This is a genomic window from Arthrobacter sp. TmtSoilC77 (assembly GCF_059739415.1).
The window spans coordinates 2,017,421-2,035,374 of sequence record NZ_AP046050.1 but is presented as its reverse complement, the minus strand read 5'-3'; the positions used below and the strand labels follow the sequence as shown (position 1 = coordinate 2,035,374).

General features: G+C 61.9%; 16 protein-coding genes and 7 tRNA genes. 15 read left to right on the top strand and 8 right to left on the bottom strand.

Annotation, left to right across the window (positions count from 1 at the left end; all coding sequences use genetic code 11):
* Window positions 1-13: 13 nt before the first annotated feature.
* From AC6I99_RS09370 to AC6I99_RS09340, 7 genes are all read right to left on the bottom strand, one after another.
* Entirely contained in the window at window positions 14-1,564 is a 1,551-nt protein-coding gene (locus AC6I99_RS09370; protein ID WP_497960839.1) for an RsmB/NOP family class I SAM-dependent RNA methyltransferase, read from the bottom strand.
* Window positions 1,561-2,481, bottom strand: a complete 921-nt coding sequence (fmt, locus tag AC6I99_RS09365) for a methionyl-tRNA formyltransferase (RefSeq protein WP_497960837.1) — start codon at window positions 2,479-2,481, stop codon at window positions 1,561-1,563. The genes AC6I99_RS09370 and fmt overlap by 4 nt, the downstream gene beginning before the upstream one ends.
* Window positions 2,478-3,050, bottom strand: coding sequence for a peptide deformylase (gene def / locus AC6I99_RS09360; RefSeq protein WP_224089662.1), 573 nt, complete (start codon window positions 3,048-3,050; stop codon window positions 2,478-2,480). The genes fmt and def overlap by 4 nt, the downstream gene beginning before the upstream one ends.
* 50 nt (window positions 3,051-3,100) lie before the next feature.
* Window positions 3,101-4,054, bottom strand: coding sequence for a cytochrome (locus AC6I99_RS09355; RefSeq protein WP_497960835.1), 954 nt, complete (start codon window positions 4,052-4,054; stop codon window positions 3,101-3,103).
* A gap of 37 nt (window positions 4,055-4,091) precedes the next feature.
* Window positions 4,092-4,271, bottom strand: coding sequence for a hypothetical protein (locus AC6I99_RS09350; RefSeq protein ID WP_497960834.1), 180 nt, complete (start codon window positions 4,269-4,271; stop codon window positions 4,092-4,094).
* Window positions 4,272-4,508: 237 nt separating this feature from the next.
* Complete coding sequence (locus tag AC6I99_RS09345) at window positions 4,509-5,990, bottom strand: SpaH/EbpB family LPXTG-anchored major pilin (RefSeq protein ID WP_497960832.1); 1,482 nt, start codon at window positions 5,988-5,990, stop codon at window positions 4,509-4,511.
* A 107-nt stretch (window positions 5,991-6,097) separates the two neighbouring features.
* Window positions 6,098-8,335 carry a CLIPPER-2 domain-containing protein gene (locus AC6I99_RS09340; protein WP_497960831.1) on the bottom strand — a complete coding sequence of 746 codons (2,238 nt, stop codon included), beginning with the start codon at window positions 8,333-8,335 and terminating at the stop codon, window positions 6,098-6,100.
* 1,121 nt (window positions 8,336-9,456) lie between these two features.
* Here AC6I99_RS09340 and AC6I99_RS09335 point away from each other — a divergent pair.
* From AC6I99_RS09335 to AC6I99_RS09310, 6 genes are all read left to right on the top strand, one after another.
* Entirely contained in the window at window positions 9,457-9,888 is a 432-nt protein-coding gene (locus AC6I99_RS09335) for a LexA family protein (protein ID WP_497960829.1), read from the top strand.
* On the top strand, window positions 9,881-11,179 hold the full coding sequence (locus AC6I99_RS09330) for a Y-family DNA polymerase (protein WP_497960827.1): 1,299 nt from the start codon (window positions 9,881-9,883) through the stop codon (window positions 11,177-11,179). Before AC6I99_RS09335 ends, AC6I99_RS09330 begins: the two co-directional genes overlap by 8 nt.
* Window positions 11,180-11,450: 271 nt before the next feature.
* A complete protein-coding gene (locus tag AC6I99_RS09325; RefSeq protein WP_497960825.1) occupies window positions 11,451-11,735 on the top strand; it encodes an FAD-dependent oxidoreductase in 285 nt (94 codons plus the stop codon).
* Window positions 11,693-12,568, top strand: a complete 876-nt coding sequence (locus tag AC6I99_RS09320; protein WP_497960823.1) for an NmrA/HSCARG family protein — start codon at window positions 11,693-11,695, stop codon at window positions 12,566-12,568. The genes AC6I99_RS09325 and AC6I99_RS09320 overlap by 43 nt, the downstream gene beginning before the upstream one ends.
* A 75-nt stretch (window positions 12,569-12,643) precedes the next feature.
* Window positions 12,644-13,120 (top strand): sigma-70 family RNA polymerase sigma factor, encoded by a 477-nt coding sequence (locus AC6I99_RS09315; RefSeq protein WP_224089646.1) that lies wholly within the window; start codon window positions 12,644-12,646, stop codon window positions 13,118-13,120.
* Window positions 13,121-13,333: 213 nt separating this feature from the next.
* Window positions 13,334-13,690: a hypothetical protein gene (locus AC6I99_RS09310; protein WP_224089645.1), complete on the top strand. Its 357-nt coding sequence runs from the start codon at window positions 13,334-13,336 to the stop codon at window positions 13,688-13,690.
* Here AC6I99_RS09310 and AC6I99_RS09305 read toward each other — a convergent pair.
* Window positions 13,661-13,735: transfer RNA gene (locus tag AC6I99_RS09305), tRNA-Val, on the bottom strand. The two genes, AC6I99_RS09310 and AC6I99_RS09305, sit on opposite strands and share 30 nt — an antisense overlap.
* Window positions 13,736-14,005: 270 nt before the next feature.
* Between AC6I99_RS09305 and AC6I99_RS09300 the strand changes: the two genes are divergently transcribed.
* From AC6I99_RS09300 to AC6I99_RS09260, 9 genes are all read left to right on the top strand, one after another.
* Window positions 14,006-14,078: transfer RNA gene (locus AC6I99_RS09300), tRNA-Gly, on the top strand.
* A 45-nt stretch (window positions 14,079-14,123) separates the two neighbouring features.
* Window positions 14,124-14,194, top strand: a tRNA-Cys gene (locus tag AC6I99_RS09295).
* A gap of 38 nt (window positions 14,195-14,232) precedes the next feature.
* Window positions 14,233-14,307: transfer RNA gene (locus AC6I99_RS09290), tRNA-Val, on the top strand.
* A gap of 56 nt (window positions 14,308-14,363) precedes the next feature.
* Window positions 14,364-14,436: transfer RNA gene (locus AC6I99_RS09285), tRNA-Gly, on the top strand.
* A gap of 24 nt (window positions 14,437-14,460) precedes the next feature.
* Window positions 14,461-14,535 (top strand) — tRNA-Val (locus AC6I99_RS09280).
* 57 nt (window positions 14,536-14,592) lie between these two features.
* Window positions 14,593-14,668, top strand: a tRNA-Gly gene (locus tag AC6I99_RS09275).
* A 176-nt stretch (window positions 14,669-14,844) separates the two neighbouring features.
* The gene (locus AC6I99_RS09270; protein WP_216923133.1) at window positions 14,845-16,299 is read left to right on the top strand and encodes an amino acid permease; all 1,455 of its coding nucleotides are present in this window, start codon (window positions 14,845-14,847) and stop codon (window positions 16,297-16,299) included.
* Window positions 16,300-16,382: 83 nt separating this feature from the next.
* Window positions 16,383-16,616 (top strand): antitoxin, encoded by a 234-nt coding sequence (locus tag AC6I99_RS09265; RefSeq protein WP_224167109.1) that lies wholly within the window; start codon window positions 16,383-16,385, stop codon window positions 16,614-16,616.
* 116 nt (window positions 16,617-16,732) lie between these two features.
* Complete coding sequence (locus tag AC6I99_RS09260; protein WP_497960822.1) at window positions 16,733-17,953, top strand: benzoate/H(+) symporter BenE family transporter; 1,221 nt, start codon at window positions 16,733-16,735, stop codon at window positions 17,951-17,953.
* Window position 17,954: the final 1 nt, after the last annotated feature.

The window sequence follows — 17,954 nt, the reverse complement described above, 5'->3', positions numbered from 1 at the left end:
GTCTTTTGCGGAGCTAGGGCTTTTTGCGGATGAGCGCCATGAACATGGCATCCGTGTGGTGAACGTGCGGCCAAAGCTGGGCCGTAAGCTCGTGCCCGGCCCCAAGGCTTCCGGTGAGGCTTACAGCGTCCAGTGCCTTGCCGGCGTCGAGCAGCTCAAGGTCATCACGCTTTCCGAGGACATCACCCACAACGGCTGTGGTTTCCGCCGGGTGGGGTGAACACGTCACATAGGCCACAACGCCTCCGGGCTTGACGGCGTCGATAGCCGAAACCAGGAGTTCACGCTGCAGCGGACCAAGGTCCGCGATGTCCTTGGGTGCACGGCGCCACCGTGATTCGGGACGCCTGCGCAAGGCACCAAGACCACTGCAGGGAACGTCCACCAATACCCGGTCAAAGGAGTCGGGCTGTTCGTCGCCGACCTCACGTCCATCACCGGTCCGCACCGTCCAGGATTCCGCAGGTACCGCAGACAGCGCCTGCTGGACCAGCTTGGCGCGGTGCGGTGCAGGCTCGTTGGCGAGCAAGGTGGCGCCATCACGGTGAGCCAGGGCGGCAAGCAATGCAGCTTTGCCTCCCGGCCCTGCGCACAAGTCCAGCCAGCGCTCCCCTTCCGCGGCGGGGGCTCCCAGATCGACGCTTGCAACTGCGCGGGCTACGAGTTGTGAGCCGACATCCTGAACGCGGGTAGTTCCCCTCCGGACCGACTCGAGCCGGCCAAGATCACCTCCGGCCGACAGCGCGGAGTCCTCTACCAACTCTCCGGCCGCAGCGCCGTTTTCGAAAGCTTCCTCAAGGCTCCCCAGCCCTGGCAGAGCAACCAGATTAACCACAGGCGCCGCGTTGTCGGCCTCCAGCAGGGCTTCAATCTCGGTTTTGGATCTTCCATGGTTCACCAACGACTGTCGAAGTGCGCGGACGATCCATTCCGGGTGTGCGTGACGCAGTGCAGCAATCCTGGTCGCGTCAGTCTCCTGCTCAAGCAGGACGTCCATCCACTCAGCCATGGTGTGGGCAGTGACTTTCCGCAGGACGGCGTTGATGAGCGCAGACGGCCCGGCGCCGATAACCGCGCGGGCAAGGCCCACGGTTTGGTCCAGCGCAGCATGGGCAGGAACGCGCATGGAAAGCAGCTGATGTGCGCCGATGCGCAAGGCATCAAGGATCGCTGGGTCGAGTTGCTCGAGGGGACGGTCCACGCAGCGGGCCAGGATGGCATCGTAGGTGCCCTGCCCCCGCAAGGCACCGTAGCTCAGCTCGGTTGCAAAACCAGCGTCGCGGCGGTCCAGCCGATGTTCCCGGATTCTGGCAGGAAGGACAAGGTTGGCATACGCGTCTTCCGAAGCAACGGCACGTAGGACTTCGTAAGCTACCAAACGCGCAGGATCAGCACGACGAGTGCGCTGCGACGGGGCGTTATTGGAGTAACCCCGCTGGGGCCCCCTGTTTCGTTCCCTCCCCTGGGCATTGCGCTTGCTGTCGCTACGGCCTCCACGATTGGCGTGTCCGCCACCGTCCCGGCTCCCGCTGTTGTTGGGGCCTCGCCGGCCGGACTCGCTCATTGGAATACCACTTTCTCAGGTGCAGCCAAGCCGCGGGCCCAGTCGGCCGGCGACATCATCTTTTTGCCGGCGGGTTGAATCCGCCCCAATTCCACTGCATGGGAACCAGTGCCTACCAGCACTGACTTTCCATCGACCCGGACGGCTCCGGGAGCAATGCCCTTGACGTCGGGCCGGAGCCCCACGGGTTCAAGCTTGATCCTTTGACCCTCCAACGTGGTCCACGCGCCGGGCTCGGGCGTAACGCCACGTGCCCTTCGATTCAGGGCAAGGGCCGGCTGTTGCCAGTCCAACCGTCCGTCCTCGAGCGAGAGTTTGGGGGCCAGGGAAACCTCGCCGGTCTGCGGCTGGGGCGCCGCCTGACCGGCGTCGATGGCCGACAGCGTCTGGCTGAGGAGGACGGCGCCACTCACGGAAAGGCGCTGAAGAAGATCACCAGCGGTGTCAGCCGGGCGCACGGTTTCGGTTAGCGTCCCAAACACCGGGCCGGTATCCAGCCCTTCTTCCAACTGGAAGGTAGCCGCCCCAGTGACGTCGTCACCTGCGATGATGGAGCGCTGCACCGGAGCAGCACCACGCCACGCGGGCAGGAGCGAGAAGTGGAGATTGACCCAGCCGTGCCGGGGAACGCCCAAGGCAGCGCGAGGCACGAGTCCCCCATAAGCCACGATGGCGGCGACGTCCGGAGCAATTTCAGCAATTCGGGCCGTAGTGTCAGCGTCCACCTTGGCAGCGCGAATGACCTCGATGCCAAGTTCCTCGGCCCGGGCGGCAACCGGTGACGGCGTCAGAACCCGCTTGCGTCCCAACGGTGCATCCGGGCGGGTCAGGACAGCAACGACGTCAAAGCCAGCCTTGACCAAGGCATCCAAGGATGGGACGGCGACTGCCGGAGTACCTGCAAAGAGGACCCTCACTCGGGAGCCCCGAAACTGCCGCCACCAAAACTGGAACCAACAGAGCTTGCCCGCTTGGATGTGGTCTGCTCCGTCACAGCGTGGTAGTTGGCGTTTCGGATGGCACGCAGCGCGGCTTTTCGGTCTTCGCCCTCCAGCCTGTCCGTATAAAGGACGCCGTCCAGGTGATCGGTCTCGTGCTGGAAGCAACGTGCCAACATACCTTCGGCCTCAACCTCTACGGGATTGCCATTGAGATCCACACCCGTAACACGCGTTGCGCGGTGACGGCGCACGGGAAAACCAAGGCCGGGTATGGAGAGGCAGCCCTCAACTTCATCCGGTTGGAAATCTTCGCTGTTTTCCAGGACCGGGTTGATGATGTGTCCCTCTACACCGCCAATGCGATAGGTGAAGACCCGCTTACTAACGCCCACCTGGGGTGCGGCGAGGCCTGCGCCTTCCACGTCCTCCATGGTTTCCATCATGTCTGCTACCAGCTTGGCGAGCTCCGGACCGAATTCAGTAACGGGATCGGCTACGGTGCGCAACACCGGATCCCCAATGATTCGGATACTCAAAATTGCCATCTGCTGTCAGTCCTCACGATCGTCACACTCTGGTCCGGCTGTTGCGGAGCCTAAGCCAGTTTAGTTGAGTGCAAGCTGCTGCCGCTGTCCCTGGTCCCAGCGCCTGCAGGCACCAGCGAGGCGGACTCCGACGACGGCGACGCGGGCTCCAACGAGGGCGAGACGAACGACGGCGGCGGGACGGGCATGAGTGCCTGCCCAGCCGCAGTTACATCGGCAGACATCTCCCACACCCGTCTCAGGGCACAGAACTTCCACCAATGGTGCTTAAGGACATCCGGGTTTGCTCGTTGAGGCCTTACTTCCGTTTCTCCGATAGCCACGGCCAGCAGCATTGGATTCGCACCAAACTTCCACGGCTCCCACTCCCCCGCTACCGGGTCAACGAGGCTCTCTTCCGCCTTCATTCCCGCTACCAGTTGCATGACGACTTTGTCGTCGAGTGCCTTTACAGTGCCATCGCGGGTGGTGCCCTTTGTCTTGTAATCGATCAGGCAGATGCGCCCGTTAATCCTCGCAACGAGGTCCAGCGTGCCGGCATAGCCAACAGTCTTGTTCCAGACAGTGATTTCCGGAGCCAGCGGCTCCACCCTGTACAGCTCCCACCATTCGTCAAAGCGGGCTGCAAAGGCCTGCTCACCATGGGAGGCGAGCTCATCGCGGCATTCCTGCATCCGATGCGGACGACCCAGCGCGCGCAAGGCCACCTGCTCACAGTAATTGTGGACGCGATCGCCTCTTGCCGCAGCTTGGTCCCTGTAGACCTCAGCTGCCTTGGAAGCTTTGTTGACCGCCTGCCGGATCCTCGCCGGGCTGCCAAGCAAGGCTGGAAGTTCGGGATCTGCGGCCAAGCTGCTTGCCCCCATATAACTGAACCAACCGTCCAGGGAGTGCGCCTGTTGCCCTATCACCGTGGTGATGGAGGGGACAGAGAATTGCTCCGTTGTGGAGCGGGCGTACATTCGTCCGTAGTCGGTTGCGTGGGCAAGAAGTGGAGCAGTCATACAAAGACTCTGACACAGAGCACCGACAGAATTCCCCTCAGCTGCCAGGCGCGCCCGCTCTTGCCGGGCGAATTCCGCCTTCGACGGGCCGTTCACCAAAGATCATGGCCGCCTGTTCAGCTGGCAGGCGGGCGAGCTTTGCCGCAAGGATGGGCGACGTCGTGGCCAAGTCCTTCAGGAGTGCCTCGGAGTCTTCAGGTTCCGTTGTTACATTCATGTTGATGCTGTGCACTGGCCGGCATTTTTGTGACGCCGGAATGCTCCGTATGCACCGTATGTGGCTCGGTATCGCAGCAGTTGACCATCAACAGGGCTGCGGCGGTTTTGAGGTGCAGCAGTTATGGAGACTGCAGAAGGGAATGCAAGTGGGGAAGAGCGCCTGGTTGGCGTTCTTCCCCACTTGGGGTTGCTGCGGGGGCCGCGGTAGCGGCCCCCACAGGTGTTGGTGTGGGTGTTAGTTGTTGTTGGTGCGGCGGTTGCGGACGAGCATCAGGGCTGCGCCGGCGACGAGGAGGGCTCCTGCTGCGTAGAGGATGCCGGTTCCGACGCCACCGGTCAGCGGCAGTTCAAAGCCGCTGTTGGAGGGGATGTTCTTGACTTGCAGGTCGATCCCGACGCCGGTGGTGGTGCTGTTGATCAGGAAGGACACCGGCTCGGCGAGCAGTTCATAGCCTGCCGGGGCGGTGGTTTCCACGAGGTAGTAGGTGCGGTAGTCCGGGGTTCCGGGTGCCACGGCTGCGCCGTTGGCCCAGTCCGAGTAACGCAGGCCCGAGATCGTCAAGGTGCCGTCCGCGGCGACGGTGAAGACGCTTTGGCCGTTGAGGTCTACCGGGTTCGTTCCGGCTTTCGCGTCGGCTTCGTTGGTGTAGACGGAGAACGCGGCACCGGCAAGGGCTGCACCGTTCTCGTTGACCTTCTGCAGGGTCATTTCTCCCCACTTGGTCACGACCGGGGGCGTGACGACCGGGCCGCCGGGCTGGCCCGGGGCGATGGTGAAGCTGGCAGCGTTGGGGTAAACGAGGGCTTCGTTTTCGATTTCACCGATGGTGTTGACCTTGGTGTTGACCATGACCTGCACGCGGGTGTCGGTGTGGGCTGCCAGTTTGGCCAGGCCGGCGGGGGTGAAGATGACCGAGACGGTGTTGTTCGCGGCGTCGAAGTTCACGGTGTAGTCCGTGCCCGCGGTCAGGGGTGTGCCGTCAACGAGGGTCGCGGACGCGCCGATGTAGGTCAGCTTCTGGTCCAGGACGTCCACGATCTTGTAGCCATCGATGACGGCTTCGTTCGGGATGTCACCGGTGATGGTGAAGTCGATCTGGTCCCCGAGCTTCACGTCCGGGGCGTCCGTGACGGTCTTTTCAGCACCGGCAACGGAGTTCTTCGGGTAGACGTGGACGTCGTAGATCCAGTTGTCCTTGTTATCCGGGTCCGTCAACGGAACGGAGACCAGGAACGGGGCCGAGGGCGTCACACCGGCCGGGTAGTTCGTTTCCGTCACCAGGTACAGGCCCACCGGCAAGGCGGTGAAAGCTGCGGTGCCGGCAGCGTCGGTGGTCTTCACCTGGGCAGCACCCAGGGTGTACCCGGCGCCGGTGATCGAACCGGCCGCGTTGGCCGGGGCGAAGACGCTGGAGAGGTTGTGCGCGGCGTCCCAGCCGGCGTTGGTGGACAGGTCAATGGTGTTGACCTGCTCGATGGTGAACTCGATACCGGCCAACGGTGTCAGGCCGGTCGTGTCCACGGACGTGCCGTTGTTCGGCAGGCCCGTCGGGGTGGAGGGACGTTCGAACTTGTGGACCGTGATGGAACCGGTCGTGTCCCCGTCAACCAGGGGCGCAGCCGAAGCCGGGGCCACGGAGAAGGACATCGCCAACACCGCCCCGGCGATCGTGGCGGCGGCGGTCTTCCAAAGCCGCCCGGTGTGGTGATTACTCACAGTGTTTTCCTCTTTCATCGTGATGGTTCTTCCTACAGGTGGTACTCGGAGATGGACATGCACCGCCCCGCCCCGCAACACGCACAGGACCAGGAGGGAACTCTTCTTTAGGTCGTGACCGGCTCGTCCCGGGGGGTCGTGGATTCCTGCTGCCGGCGGTGGTTGGCGGTCAGGGCCAGGGCCAGGGCGGCCAGCAACAGGGCCGAGCCTGCGGTGGTGAAGGGCCACCAGCCGATACCGCCGGACTCGGGCAGCTCCAGGGCCGGCACGTCCCGGACCGTGAGCAGGAAGATCCCGTCACCATCGGCGTCGGTACTGGTCACCACCCCACCCGTAGAGCCTTGTCCCAGGGTCACGGTGCCGTTGGTGGCGATGGTGAATTTCACCGGTTCGGCCAGGAGGTTGAAGCCGGCCGGGGCGGTGGTTTCTTCAAGCCAGTACGTTCCGGGCTGGATTCCTTCGAGTTGGAACCGGCCTGTTTGCCCGGCCACGGCGGTCACGGTGGGGCTGGCCAGCACGGCACCGGGGGTGCCGGCGTTATCGACGTGCACCGCCCAGGTGGAGCCGGCCATCGGCACCCAGGTCCCGCCGGAGGACTCGCCGATCTTCTCGATCAGGACCTTCGCCGGCGTCACGTGTGTGGTGGTGCAGTCAGGGCCCGGCGCCCCGGAAGAGGGTGCGCAGGTCTGCGGGGGTGTGGTGGTGGCGGTGCCCGTCACGACGTTGACGAGTTGTTCGTTCCACGCCCCGGCTTTGACCAGCACACTGTATTTCAGGGTGGCCGTCTGCCCGGCCGGCAGCGTGAACGCCGCCGTGGTCAGCAAGGTGGAGGGTGGTACGGGGTTGGGCACGGGTACGGGCGCTCCGGTGCCGATGACCAGGGTCGCTGACCCGGACACGAACGTCGCGTCATCCAGGACCTCTGCCAGGTTGTCCTTCAGCACCACCCCGGTGATGGTGCCGCTGATACTGGACGCCGTCACCGTGTACACGATGGTCTGGCCAGGGCTCACGGACTGGTTTGCGGGAACGGACCCGTTGACCGTGGCGCTCTTCTTGATCTTCCACGCAGCCGGCGCGGTGACCTGCGCATCATCGGTTGCCGAAACAGGCAACCCCAGGGGCGGGTTCCCGGTGACCTTCGCCGTGTTGGTCACCAACCCCGTGGTCACATCCGAGACCGTGACCACATACGTTGCGGTCGCCGTCACGGACTGCCCCGGCAAAAGCACACCCGGAAGACCAGGCCACGCATACGACAAAGCCGACATCGTGCCCGTTCCGGAGAACAGGGTCTCGGTGATGACCACCGAGGTCAGCGTCACGTTTCCCGTGTTCTTCGCCACGAACGTATACGTGGCCGTTTCACCGGCCACCAGGGTGGTCTTGTTCACCGTCTTCACCAACGTGATCGCCGGAGCAGCGGCAGGAGCAACAGTGAAGAGGTAATCCTCCACCTCACCGGAATCAGATGCACCGATCGGGACCTGGACCTGGGCGGTGGTGTAACCGATCCGGAACCGCGCATACGTCGTCCCCGCACCCACCCCGGCAGGGACCACCCAGGTCAGCGTCGCCGACGTCGCACCCGCGGCGAACGAGGCGCAGGCCCGCTCGGTAGCGCTGTCGAAAAGCCCGTTCCTGTTGAAATCAATCCACCCACACGTCGTGCCCGGCTTGCTCGCCCCGCTGATCGCCACCGTCGTGGAATAACCGGTAGAACCCTGCACCATCGGAGCCAGAACCACGCCGTCGTCCATCAGGTCCAAAGCCGCCGTCGCACCCGCATTCGGCGAAACCGTGCCGTTCGCCACCGACGCGTTGTCCTCCGTGACATTCGCCCCCAACGTCACATCCGACAGATCCGCCCGCGCAGCATTGTTTTGATCGTAAGTAGCAGGCGCATCACCAAAATCCTGCGGAACAGTCACCGCCATGACGAAGTTGTCCGCGTTATGGTTTGGATCTTGGGCGTCGTTGATCGTGTATGGCGGAAGCGCGCTGGTGGTCTGGACGAAGACCGCGCTGATATCGAACGTCAACGAGGTCACAATGCCATTGATACGGACAGACCCACAGGCCGCAGTCGCTTGGGCATTTACAGGCTGAGGATCGTTCGTTTGGGTGGTCGTCTCGCACCGAGTACCTGCGTTGTCGTTAGTGGCCGTAATGGCATTTCCCGACACGCTAAGGTTTCCACCGGAGAGCTTGGTCATCGTCAAGCCCGTGGTTGCGAGATTCAACACGGCGTGGAGCTGGGACTGGCGGTCGACAGGTCCTTTCTTGTTTTCGTACCAAGTCACGTTTCCACCGAGGCCAGCGATGTTGAGCACAGGATTCTTCACGGGCTGGCTAAACGCGATCGTGACCGTCCCCAAGCCGCTACAAGGACCGGTTGCCGCGCAATTATTGACCGCGTTGGTAGCGAATTCAACAGCCGGGGACCCAGCCCCTATGTTTTGTGAGAAATCAGAGGCCACATATCCACGGCTGCCCATCGTTGACTGTCCCACGAGGTCAGTCAGTCCGGATTGATCATAGGTGGCCGTAAGACCGGATCCTGGCATCGTCAAAATAGCCGCTCCGCCGGTAACGTTTGCCTGGTTGGTTGCTACTTCGTAGGCGTGAGCTGATGGACTTAGGTGGAGCACCCCCATTGAAAGTGCCCCAAAAACGACCATTAATACGGCAACGAAGGCTGTTATTTTCCCAAGCAGATACTTCAAGGGATTCTCTCCAATGAACAGTGACCGACAGACCCCACAGCCGACGGCCAAACATATGTTGCGGAGCCTGACCGATTGCGTCCGGCAAGGTCGGGTCTCCAGTCAAAGGAGTGCGGGATTGGAAAAGTTCATGTCGCGAAAAGCGAAAGCTCTTTGAGAAGCTCGCGGCTCCCCAGGAAGGCGACCGGGCGGGAACTCGGACCTTCTGGCCGGATCCGGAGCTGGCCGGAAGAGGCTGTCATCTGGAACAACAGCCGGGTGGACTTTGATGCCCTCCAGCGCAGGATGGTTACTGCCAAAGCCGAACTACCGGCTCTGGCGCATCAGCTGCCGGCAACCTTTTGCGGCCTTCGATGCCCCGGAGTGCTGGATGAAATCACCACCGAGGAAAGCTTTCTGAGAAAACGCGTCACTACCCTCTGCTAACGCGCACTACGTAGACGCGGGGCTCAAAGGCCACGGAATCTCTGTTAGCAAAACAGACTGTGGCTTCTGGCCCCCGTCACAAGCGCACCGCCTGCACAGTTTGTCCGGACTGAGTACGCAGGTCAGTGCGTACGCACGTTGAACAGGGGGACAACCCCCCGTCCTGGCCAACGTGCAGTGTGGCCGGTCACCTCCGGTTGGCCGGTCACACACCCCCGGGCATAAGGCACCGAATGCGACTTGGTGGAGTCCCTATTCTGTCGGTGGAACGGCGTACACTTTAATTCGAACATATATTCGAAAAAAGGTGTGTTGTGGGCGTGATAGTTGGCCCCCGTGTGATAGATGCGGGACTCTCTCTGGTAGCTGTACTGATGGCACCGGTAGCGGTTGCTGCCGGCTACCCCTCACCGGCCCAGGATTACTTCGACGGTCGCATTGACCTGAACGAGCACCTCATCAAGGACGTGACCAGTACCTTCATTGTCCGAGTCACCGGGCAGTCCATGCAGCAGGCCGGCATCAGCGACGGCGATGAGCTGATCGTCAACCGCGCACTGGAGCCCAAGGACGGATCTGTCGTTGTCGCTGTTCTTGACGGCGAGCTGACCATCAAGAGGCTAAGGATCACCGCCCACGGTGTCGTCCTGCAGGCCGACAACCCGGACTTTCCTGACATCAAGGTTCCTGGGCTCTCGGACCTGACCATCTGGGGCGTTGCGACACGGTGTTTGCACCATGTCTAAGCCCGCAATCATGCGCCGGATGCAGGAGATAGCGCATGTGGACGTGAACTGCTTCTATGCCTCAGCCGAGCGTGTCTTCAATCCCGCACTGGAGGGTAAACCGCTCATAGTTCTCTCCAACAACGACGGCTGCGCGGCCACCCGTTCACCGGAAGCCAAGCGTCTGGGCATTGGGCTCGGCGAGCCGTGGTTCAAACTGCGCCCCCGGGCCAAGGAATGGGGCCTGGTGGCCCTGTCCAGCAACTACGAACTGTACGGGGACATTTCAGCCAGGGTCATGGAGCTGCTGGGCAGGTATTCAGCCTGGCTGGAGGTCTACTCCATCGACGAAGCATTCCTGGGCGTCAAGGGTGAACCCGATGAGCTGCTGCAGCTGGGCCGGACGATGAAAGAAGCCTGCAGGCGCCACGTCGGCGTGCCTGTCTGTGTGGGCATCGCGCCCACGAAAACACTGGCCAAGCTGTGCAACAAATGGGCCAAGAAGAACCCTTGGTTCGATGGCGTCTGCCGCTGGGAATCTGTACCCGTCGAGCAACGGGAAGCACTCATGGCGAAGCTGTCGGTGATCGAAATCTGGGGCGTGGCCACCAGACTCACCAAGCGCCTGAACGCGATGGGAATCTTCTCGATCCTGGACCTCACCCGGGCTAATCCTGTGGCGATCCGCGACAAGTTCTCCATTGTCATGATGCGCACAGTTCTGGAGCTGCAAGGCACTCCGTGCATTCCCATGGAGGAAGAACGCATCGGCCGGGACCAGCTGATCTTCTCGCGGTCCTTCTCCACACCAATCACCACCGGTGCCGGATTGCGGCAGGTCATGAGCGTCTACGCGCAGATGGCCAGTGCCCGCTTGGCCAAGCATGACCTGCAAGCCAAAGTTCTCACCGCGTTCGCAGCAACGTCGCACTTCAACCCAAACGAAAAGTCCTTCCCGTCGGTGTGTTTGGCGCTGCCGATGCCCACTGCTGATCCTGTGCTCCTGACCAGGGCAGCCCACGCCCTACTCCCCCAGGTCCACGAGGGAGTGAAGTACGTCCGCGCCGGGATCATGGTCACCGACCTCCGCCCAACCGGTAATCAGAAGCCCCTGGAATTGTTCGAGAACCCGCACGAAGAACGCGGCATCGGCATCCTCGTCGAAGAGGTCAGCAAACGATACGGCCGTGGCTCCATTGGACTGGGCCATGCCGGCATCAAAAACGGGCCGGACTGGTCCATGAAACGCGACATGCTCTCCCCCAGATACACCACCCACTGGGATGAACTCCCCCTCGTCAAAGCCGCCTGACCGGCTGCAACAGCAGAAAGGAAACCCCAGTGACTCTCGCACCCGAAGCCTGCACCGCGTAGCTGTCGGCGCCGGGGACGTCGCCAGCGTTGAGTACTGGCAGGTCCAGGCTCGACCATCTGGAGCCCAGGCAGAGCTGCATACGTTCACGCTGCGGCGGGAGCCGCCGGCCACCGGGTGGCAGCTCGAATCCCCGCTCCCGGGAAGCTGTGGGAGCGGGCCTGGCCTGCCTGAGTGCAGCGCGGAAGCTGGTTGAGGCCGATGCGAGCGCTTGGATCCAGTACGGTGGTTGCTCGCTCCAGCCGTAGGCCAGATCCACTGGGCAGGCGCACAGACCACAACAGTCTGGAGCGGCTACATGGATGGCGCCGCCCGCTCCGGCCGCCGAGCCGCCGAGCCGCCGATGAAATCCTCGAAAAACTCTCGCAACCGACGCTCTCATCCGCCCGGACGGGGCGTGGGCTGTTCCTTCCGCCCCGGGTCAAATCCTCGGCCCGAATGGGATACTGAGCTATGGTTTTTTCGTCGGGCAGGGGCACTCCGGGTGTGGTGGTAGTGGTCGGTGCGACCGGCCGGCAGGGATCGGCCGTGGTCCGTCACCTACTCAAAGACGGTTGGCAGGTGCGCGCCCTGACCAGAAATCCGTCCAGTGACGCTTCACAGGCCCTGCGCGCGCTCGGCGCCCAGGTTCCGCAGGCGAACACCGAGGATCCCGGCTCTCTTCGGACGCCGTTCCAAGGGGCGTACGGGCTTTTCAACGTCCAGAATCCCATGACCAGTGGAATCGACGCCGAAGTCCGGCAAGGCAGCAACGTGGCGGAGGCCGCCGCTGAAGCGGGCATACGCCACGTGGTGTACGGGGCGGCAGGAGTCAGCGACCAGCCAACAGGCGTCGGTTCCTGGGACTCGAAGCTGGTTATCGCCCGGCGCTTTCGCGAACTCGGACTGCCGCTCACCGTGCTCCGGCCAATGGCGTTCATGGAACTAATGACGGACAAAGGTTACTATCCGCAGTTTTCCACCTGGCACCTGATGCCAAAGCTAATGGGCCCGACCCGGCCGGTGGGCTGGCTCTGTGTTGACGATCTGGGTGCCATCGCCGCCCGGATGTTCGCCGACCCCGAACGGTGGAGCGGCGCGGTGCTGGGACTGGCATCTGACGTGCGGTCAATAGACGAGTGCCGCATCTTGTGGCGGGAACGGACCGGACGAAAGCCCCGTGGTTTGCCGATGCCGGAGAAGCTGTTTGAACGGTTCGTGGGGAAGGACCTCACCACCATGTGGCGATGGCTGCGGACCGGGCAGTTCGACATGAGTACGCAGGCAACGCGCGAGGTCCTGCCGGAGGCCCGGACCGTTAAGGAATGGCTGATACAACGGCCAAAGTGAGCGGTACTGAGCACCGCGGAGACCGCGGGGCTGCCGCTTACCTTACCTGGCGGAGGTCGGGGCTCGAACTGCTCCTTGGTTGGAGGAAGGCACGACGCCGAAGACGGCACGGCAGCCGCTTTCCTTGAGTTATGGCGCCGTCGGGAAGGCGTCAGGCTGGTTGATGGTTCGATCCTTCCGTGGCTGTTGGTTACAACGACAAACACCACCAGGAATCTTCAGCGATCAAAGGTCCGCCATCGAAGGCTCTTAGACGCCATTCCCAGACGCAGAGAAGCCGAAGCGGAACTGGATCCGGCCCATCCAAACCACGACTCGTCGATGAATGATGAGGTCGCAGCGGCGTTGGCTGTCTTGAAGCCCTTGGACCTCAGGCTGGTCAGCCTTGTCGTTTTCGAAGAGTTGCCCTTGCCAGCGGCAGCTGAAGCACTCGGGATTTCACCCGGGGCAGCTAAAGTCCGTCTGCACCGTGCCCGCCGGAAGCTGAAGGCTGTGCTGCCTCGATCACCTCACCATGTCCATTCGCCAGTATTGAAAGGAGACCCGTCATGAACCCCCTCGACTGCCGTTTACAGCGGCACGGCAACGATTGACCTTGGACAGGCTCCCGCTGGTGCGACGGGTGTTGAGGTGGAACTCACCTGCCTCACCGAAGGTAAGTTCGTTTTCCCGGATGGCGCCAACGTCTCCTGCTCTTCGTCCGATCTGGGAACACGCGGTGCCTGGTCAAAATGTGTCGTTGCTTTGGAGCCCTCAACACAAGGGGTGACCATCACAACCGATACTGGGAACAGGTGGCAGATCAGCGCCAGATACATCGCACAAGCTCCTACCGAGTGGAAAATCAACGCGAAGGGCGAGAGCTATGGCGTCGAGGTGCCAGGACGCGAAGCCCCGGACCTACTCGCAGTAATCGCCACCAACGGAGCAAAGGGCTACGTGTACTCGGACCAGATGAACGGAACCGATCCGGCAAGCCCGGAAGAAGCTGCCAGGAACCTGCCTAGACACCAACGCGAAATCCCGGTTTACCTCAGCGATGGCACCACGCCTGAAAACAAAGAAACCCCCGGAAAATCCGGGGGTTTCTGTTGGTGGGCGATACTGGGTTCGAACCAGTGACCTCTTCGGTGTGAACGAAGCGCGCTACCACTGCGCCAATCGCCCCGGTACAACGGGTAAAAGCTGCATCAACTCGCTGATGCATACAGAAGACTAGCCCACCCGGGCTGGATTGCAAAACGCGCTCAGACCACTGAACCACAACGGTGGAATTACAGCCGTGAAACTCCCCAAGAGGCCCGTAAATTCAAGGATCCAAGCCCCTTGGGAAGCAAAAGCAAGCAACCGATTTGGAGTTTGAAGCAACCTCCTATAGAGTTTTTACTCGTCGGAAAGCGACGGAATGCCTACTGGGCAGGCCGGCGTAACGGCACTGCGGACGTAGCTCAGCTGGTAGAGCACCACCTTGCCAAGGTGGATGTCGCGAGTTCGAATCTCGTCGTCCGCTCGCAAGGCACTGTCAAGGCAAGAATTCCTCGGAATCTGCTTACACGGTGGGTTGGCCGAGAGGCGAGGCAGCGGCCTGCAAAGCCGTATACACGGGTTCGAATCCCGTACCCACCTCGGTGAAAACCATGTCTTCCAGTCACGGCTGGATGCATGGGCGATTGGCGCAGCGGTAGCGCGCTTCCCTGACACGGAAGAGGTCACTGGTTCGATCCCAGTATCGCCCACCAGAACAAGGCAACTTGTTTGTTGTTGAAGGCCAGGCATTGCCGGGCAGGCAACATGTGCGGACGTAGCTCAGCTGGTAGAGCACCACCTTGCCAAGGTGGATGTCGCGAGTTCGAATCTCGTCGTCCGCTCTCCTTTCATTAGGACCCGGAAACGGGCGATTGGCGCAGCGGTAGCGCGCTTCCCTGACACGGAAGAGGTCACTGGTTCGATCCCAGTATCGCCCACCAGAACAAGGCAACTTGTTTATTGTTGAAGGCCAGGCATTTGCCGGGCAGGCAACATGTGCGGACGTAGCTCAGCTGGTAGAGCACCACCTTGCCAAGGTGGATGTCGCGAGTTCGAATCTCGTCGTCCGCTCCAACGAAAAAGGCAGCTCCTCGGAGCTGCTTTTTTTTATGCCCACGCGGAGCCAAATGCCATTCATCATTTGAGGTAACTGATACACCTAAGAAAAAGTCGCTTTATCTAATGTGATTCCTCTCGCACAATGTAATGCGAACTCATCACCGTTCCACGCCAACTGGCAGGAGTACCCCATGAATCAACAGACGGCTTCCCAATCCGTCATGCGGCGCAAGCCCATCGACGATATCGAGGAAGAAAGCAAGCACAGTGGACTCTTCAAGAGTCTTGGACTCTGGCAACTGACGGCCATCGGCGTCGGCGGCATTATCGGCGTCGGCATTTTCTCGCTGGCTGGCCTTGTAGCCCACGGCGACGCCAACAATCCGGGCGTAGGCCCTGCAGTGCTCGTCTCGTTCCTTATCGCCGGACTCGCTTCCGGCGCGGCCGCTCTGTCCTATGCCGAATTTGCCGGCATGATCCCCAGGGCCGGCTCCGCCTACACCTATGGCTATGTGGCTTTGGGCGAGATCATTGGCTGGTTCATTGGCTGGGATCTCCTGCTTGAATACATCGCCATTGTTGCCGTTGTGGCAATCGGCATCTCCGGCTACTTCGATGCCTTCTTGTCCGGCATCGGAATCCACATGCCTACCTGGATGACGTCCACAGTGGATGAAGGCAAGGGCGGCATCATCAACCTTCCGGCGATCCTGGTGTGCCTCCTGGTGACCTGGATCCTCAGCAGGGGAACCAAGGCTTTCGGCCGCTTCGAATTGGTGGCTGTTGCCATCAAGGTGGTGTTGATCCTCTTCATCATCGGGTTGGGCATTTTCTACATCAACACTGAGAACTTCAATCCGTTCATGCCCAGTGGTTTCGGCCCGGTCTTTGCCGGTGCAGCCACGGTGTTCTTCGCTGTCTTTGGTTACGACGCCATGAGTACAGCCGCGGAAGAAGCCAAGGACGGCAAGAAGCACATGCCCAAGGCGATCGTTCTGTCCCTGATCATCGCCATGCTGCTGTATGTGGCAGCTACGCTCGTCCTCACCGGCATGCAGAACTACAAGGACATCGATCCCAAGGCTGGCTTCGCATCGGCCTTCACCGGGGTTGGCCTGCCTATCATCGCCACCATCATTTCGGTCTTCGCTGTCCTGTCCATCCTGACCGTGATGCTGACCTTCCTTCTGGGCGTTACCCGCGTATGGTTCTCCATGAGCCGCGACGGCCTGCTGCCGGGATGGTTCGCCCGTACCGACCGTCACGGCACACCCCAGCGGGTGACCTGGATCGCGGGCATCGCCTCAGCGTTCCTCGCCGGCGTTTTCCCGATCAAGGAAGTGGCCGACCTCACCAACATCGGCATCCTGGCAGCATTCGTTGTGGTTTGCATTTCCGTCATCGTCTTCCGCTACAAGAAGCCAAATGCCCCCCGCACCTTCCGTTTGCCGTGGATGCCCGTAGTTCCCGCCTTCGGCGTGCTGGCTTCCGCGTTCCTGATGTCCCAGCTGCATTGGGAAACCTGGCTACGTTTTGCCGTCTGGCTCATTGTTGGCTTGATCATCTACTTCTCCTACGGCCGCAAGCACTCGCTCATGAATCCGGACAGCCCACGCCACCTTGAGCTCAGTAAGCCCTTGGCGTAGCGCCCTTGGAATCCTTGGCACGTCCAGGATCTGGTGTTAGGGTCGGACGCGGAGGAGCGAACTGGCTCCGCGAAGGAAGGGAGGTGCCCGTGGGTTTAATTGACGACCTGAAGGGTAAGGCTCAGGGTCTCATTCAGGGCAACGAAGAAGCCATTCAGAATGGCATCGAAAAGGCCGGAGACTTCGTCGACCAGAAGACAGGCGGCAAGTTCGCAGGTCAGGTTGACGCGGTTCAGAATGCCGCTTCCGACTTCGTGGCTTCAACAGACGGGAACGCCGCACAGGCTCCCGTCACGGATGAGCCTAAGCAGCTGTAGCTGCCTGAGCCCGCCGTACCAGATACGTCAAGGGGGCACCGGTCCCGCCGAGAGGCGCCACCGGTGCCCTTGGCGTTTAACCGGTCTCCAGCTTCCAGTCCGGTATTTTGGTCCTTATGCCATCAGCCTCTTCCGCAGTCCAGCGTCCCTCCCCCCAGGACACGGTGGGGCCGCCCATCTCGGCTGGCATCGTCACCGCCCTCGTCGGTTTCACGTCCTCGTTCGCCGTGGTCCTTGCCGGACTGCGGGCTGTGGGAGCCAACCAGGCGCAAGCCTCCAGCGGCCTGCTGGCCCTCACACTCACGTTCGGACTGGGCATTTTATGGCTGGCGTGGCGGTCGAAAATGCCTGTCACCCTGGCGTGGTCCACGCCGGGTGCCGCGCTGCTCGCCTCTGCAGGAATGGTCGACGGCGGCTGGCCGGCAGCGGTGGGTGCGTTCGTCGTCGTCGGGGTGCTGATCGTCCTGACGGGGTTACTCCCCAGCCTTGGCAGGCTCATGGCGAAGATACCCACACCGCTTGCGCAGGCGATGCTCGCAGGCGTCCTCCTCCCCCTGTGCCTGGCTCCTTTTAGATCCCTGGGAGAAGCGCCGTTGCTGATTGGCCCGGTGGCCCTTTGCTGGTTGGTGATGACGAAGTTCGCGGCCCGCTGGGCGGTCCCGGCCTCACTCGTGGTCGCCCTCGCCGTCATCGGCATCCATATCGTGGCGAACGGCGTTCAGATTCCCGGGGATGACCTGTTGCCGCGGCTCGAGTGGACCACTCCAACATTCACGGTGGAGGCAGCGGTGGGGCTTGCCCTTCCCCTGTTCATTGTCACGATGGCATCGCAGAACATTCCCGGCGTCGCCGTGCTTAAATCCTTTGGCTTCACAACACCCTGGCGGGCATCGATGGTGGTCACCGGAGCCGGAACCATTGCGGGCGCTCCATTCGGAGGCCACGCGATCAACCTTGCTGCTTTGAGCGCGGCATTGGCGGCCGGAGAGGAAGCAGGGAAAGACCACAGCAGGCGCTGGATCGCGGCATTCGTGGCTGGCCTTGCCTACCTGATACTGGCAGCCTTCTCGGCAGCCCTTGTCACAGTGGTGGCTGCTGCACCCGCCGGCTTGCTTGAAGCGGTCGCAGGATTGGCCTTGTTGGGCACGCTGGCCTCAGCCATCTCCTCCGCATTGGCAGTTGCCGAAGAACGCATACCCGCGTGCATCACCTTCCTGCTTGCCGCCTCAGGGATCAGCTTCGCAGGAGTGGGGGCTGCCTTCTGGGCTTTGGCGGGAGGCATCCTGGTCCGCTGGTTGCTGAAGGACCGGGAACCGCTGACACCTTCACACAAGTAGA

Bases quoted from the DNA above. Each gene is read 5' to 3' on its own strand.
- AC6I99_RS09370 (WP_497960839.1), bottom strand. From the start codon at position 1,564: ATGAGCGAGTCCGGCCGGCGAGGCCCCAACAACAGCGGGAGCCGGGAC.
- def (WP_224089662.1), bottom strand. From the start codon at position 3,050: ATGGCAATTTTGAGTATCCGAATCATTGGGGATCCGGTGTTGCGCACC.
- AC6I99_RS09355 (WP_497960835.1), bottom strand. From the start codon at position 4,054: ATGACTGCTCCACTTCTTGCCCACGCAACCGACTACGGACGAATGTAC.
- AC6I99_RS09350 (WP_497960834.1), bottom strand. From the start codon at position 4,271: ATGAATGTAACAACGGAACCTGAAGACTCCGAGGCACTCCTGAAGGAC.
- AC6I99_RS09330 (WP_497960827.1), top strand. From the start codon at position 9,881: ATGTCTAAGCCCGCAATCATGCGCCGGATGCAGGAGATAGCGCATGTG.
- AC6I99_RS09320 (WP_497960823.1), top strand. From the start codon at position 11,693: ATGGTTTTTTCGTCGGGCAGGGGCACTCCGGGTGTGGTGGTAGTGGTC.
- AC6I99_RS09270 (WP_216923133.1), top strand. From the start codon at position 14,845: ATGAATCAACAGACGGCTTCCCAATCCGTCATGCGGCGCAAGCCCATC.
- AC6I99_RS09260 (WP_497960822.1), top strand. From the start codon at position 16,733: ATGCCATCAGCCTCTTCCGCAGTCCAGCGTCCCTCCCCCCAGGACACG.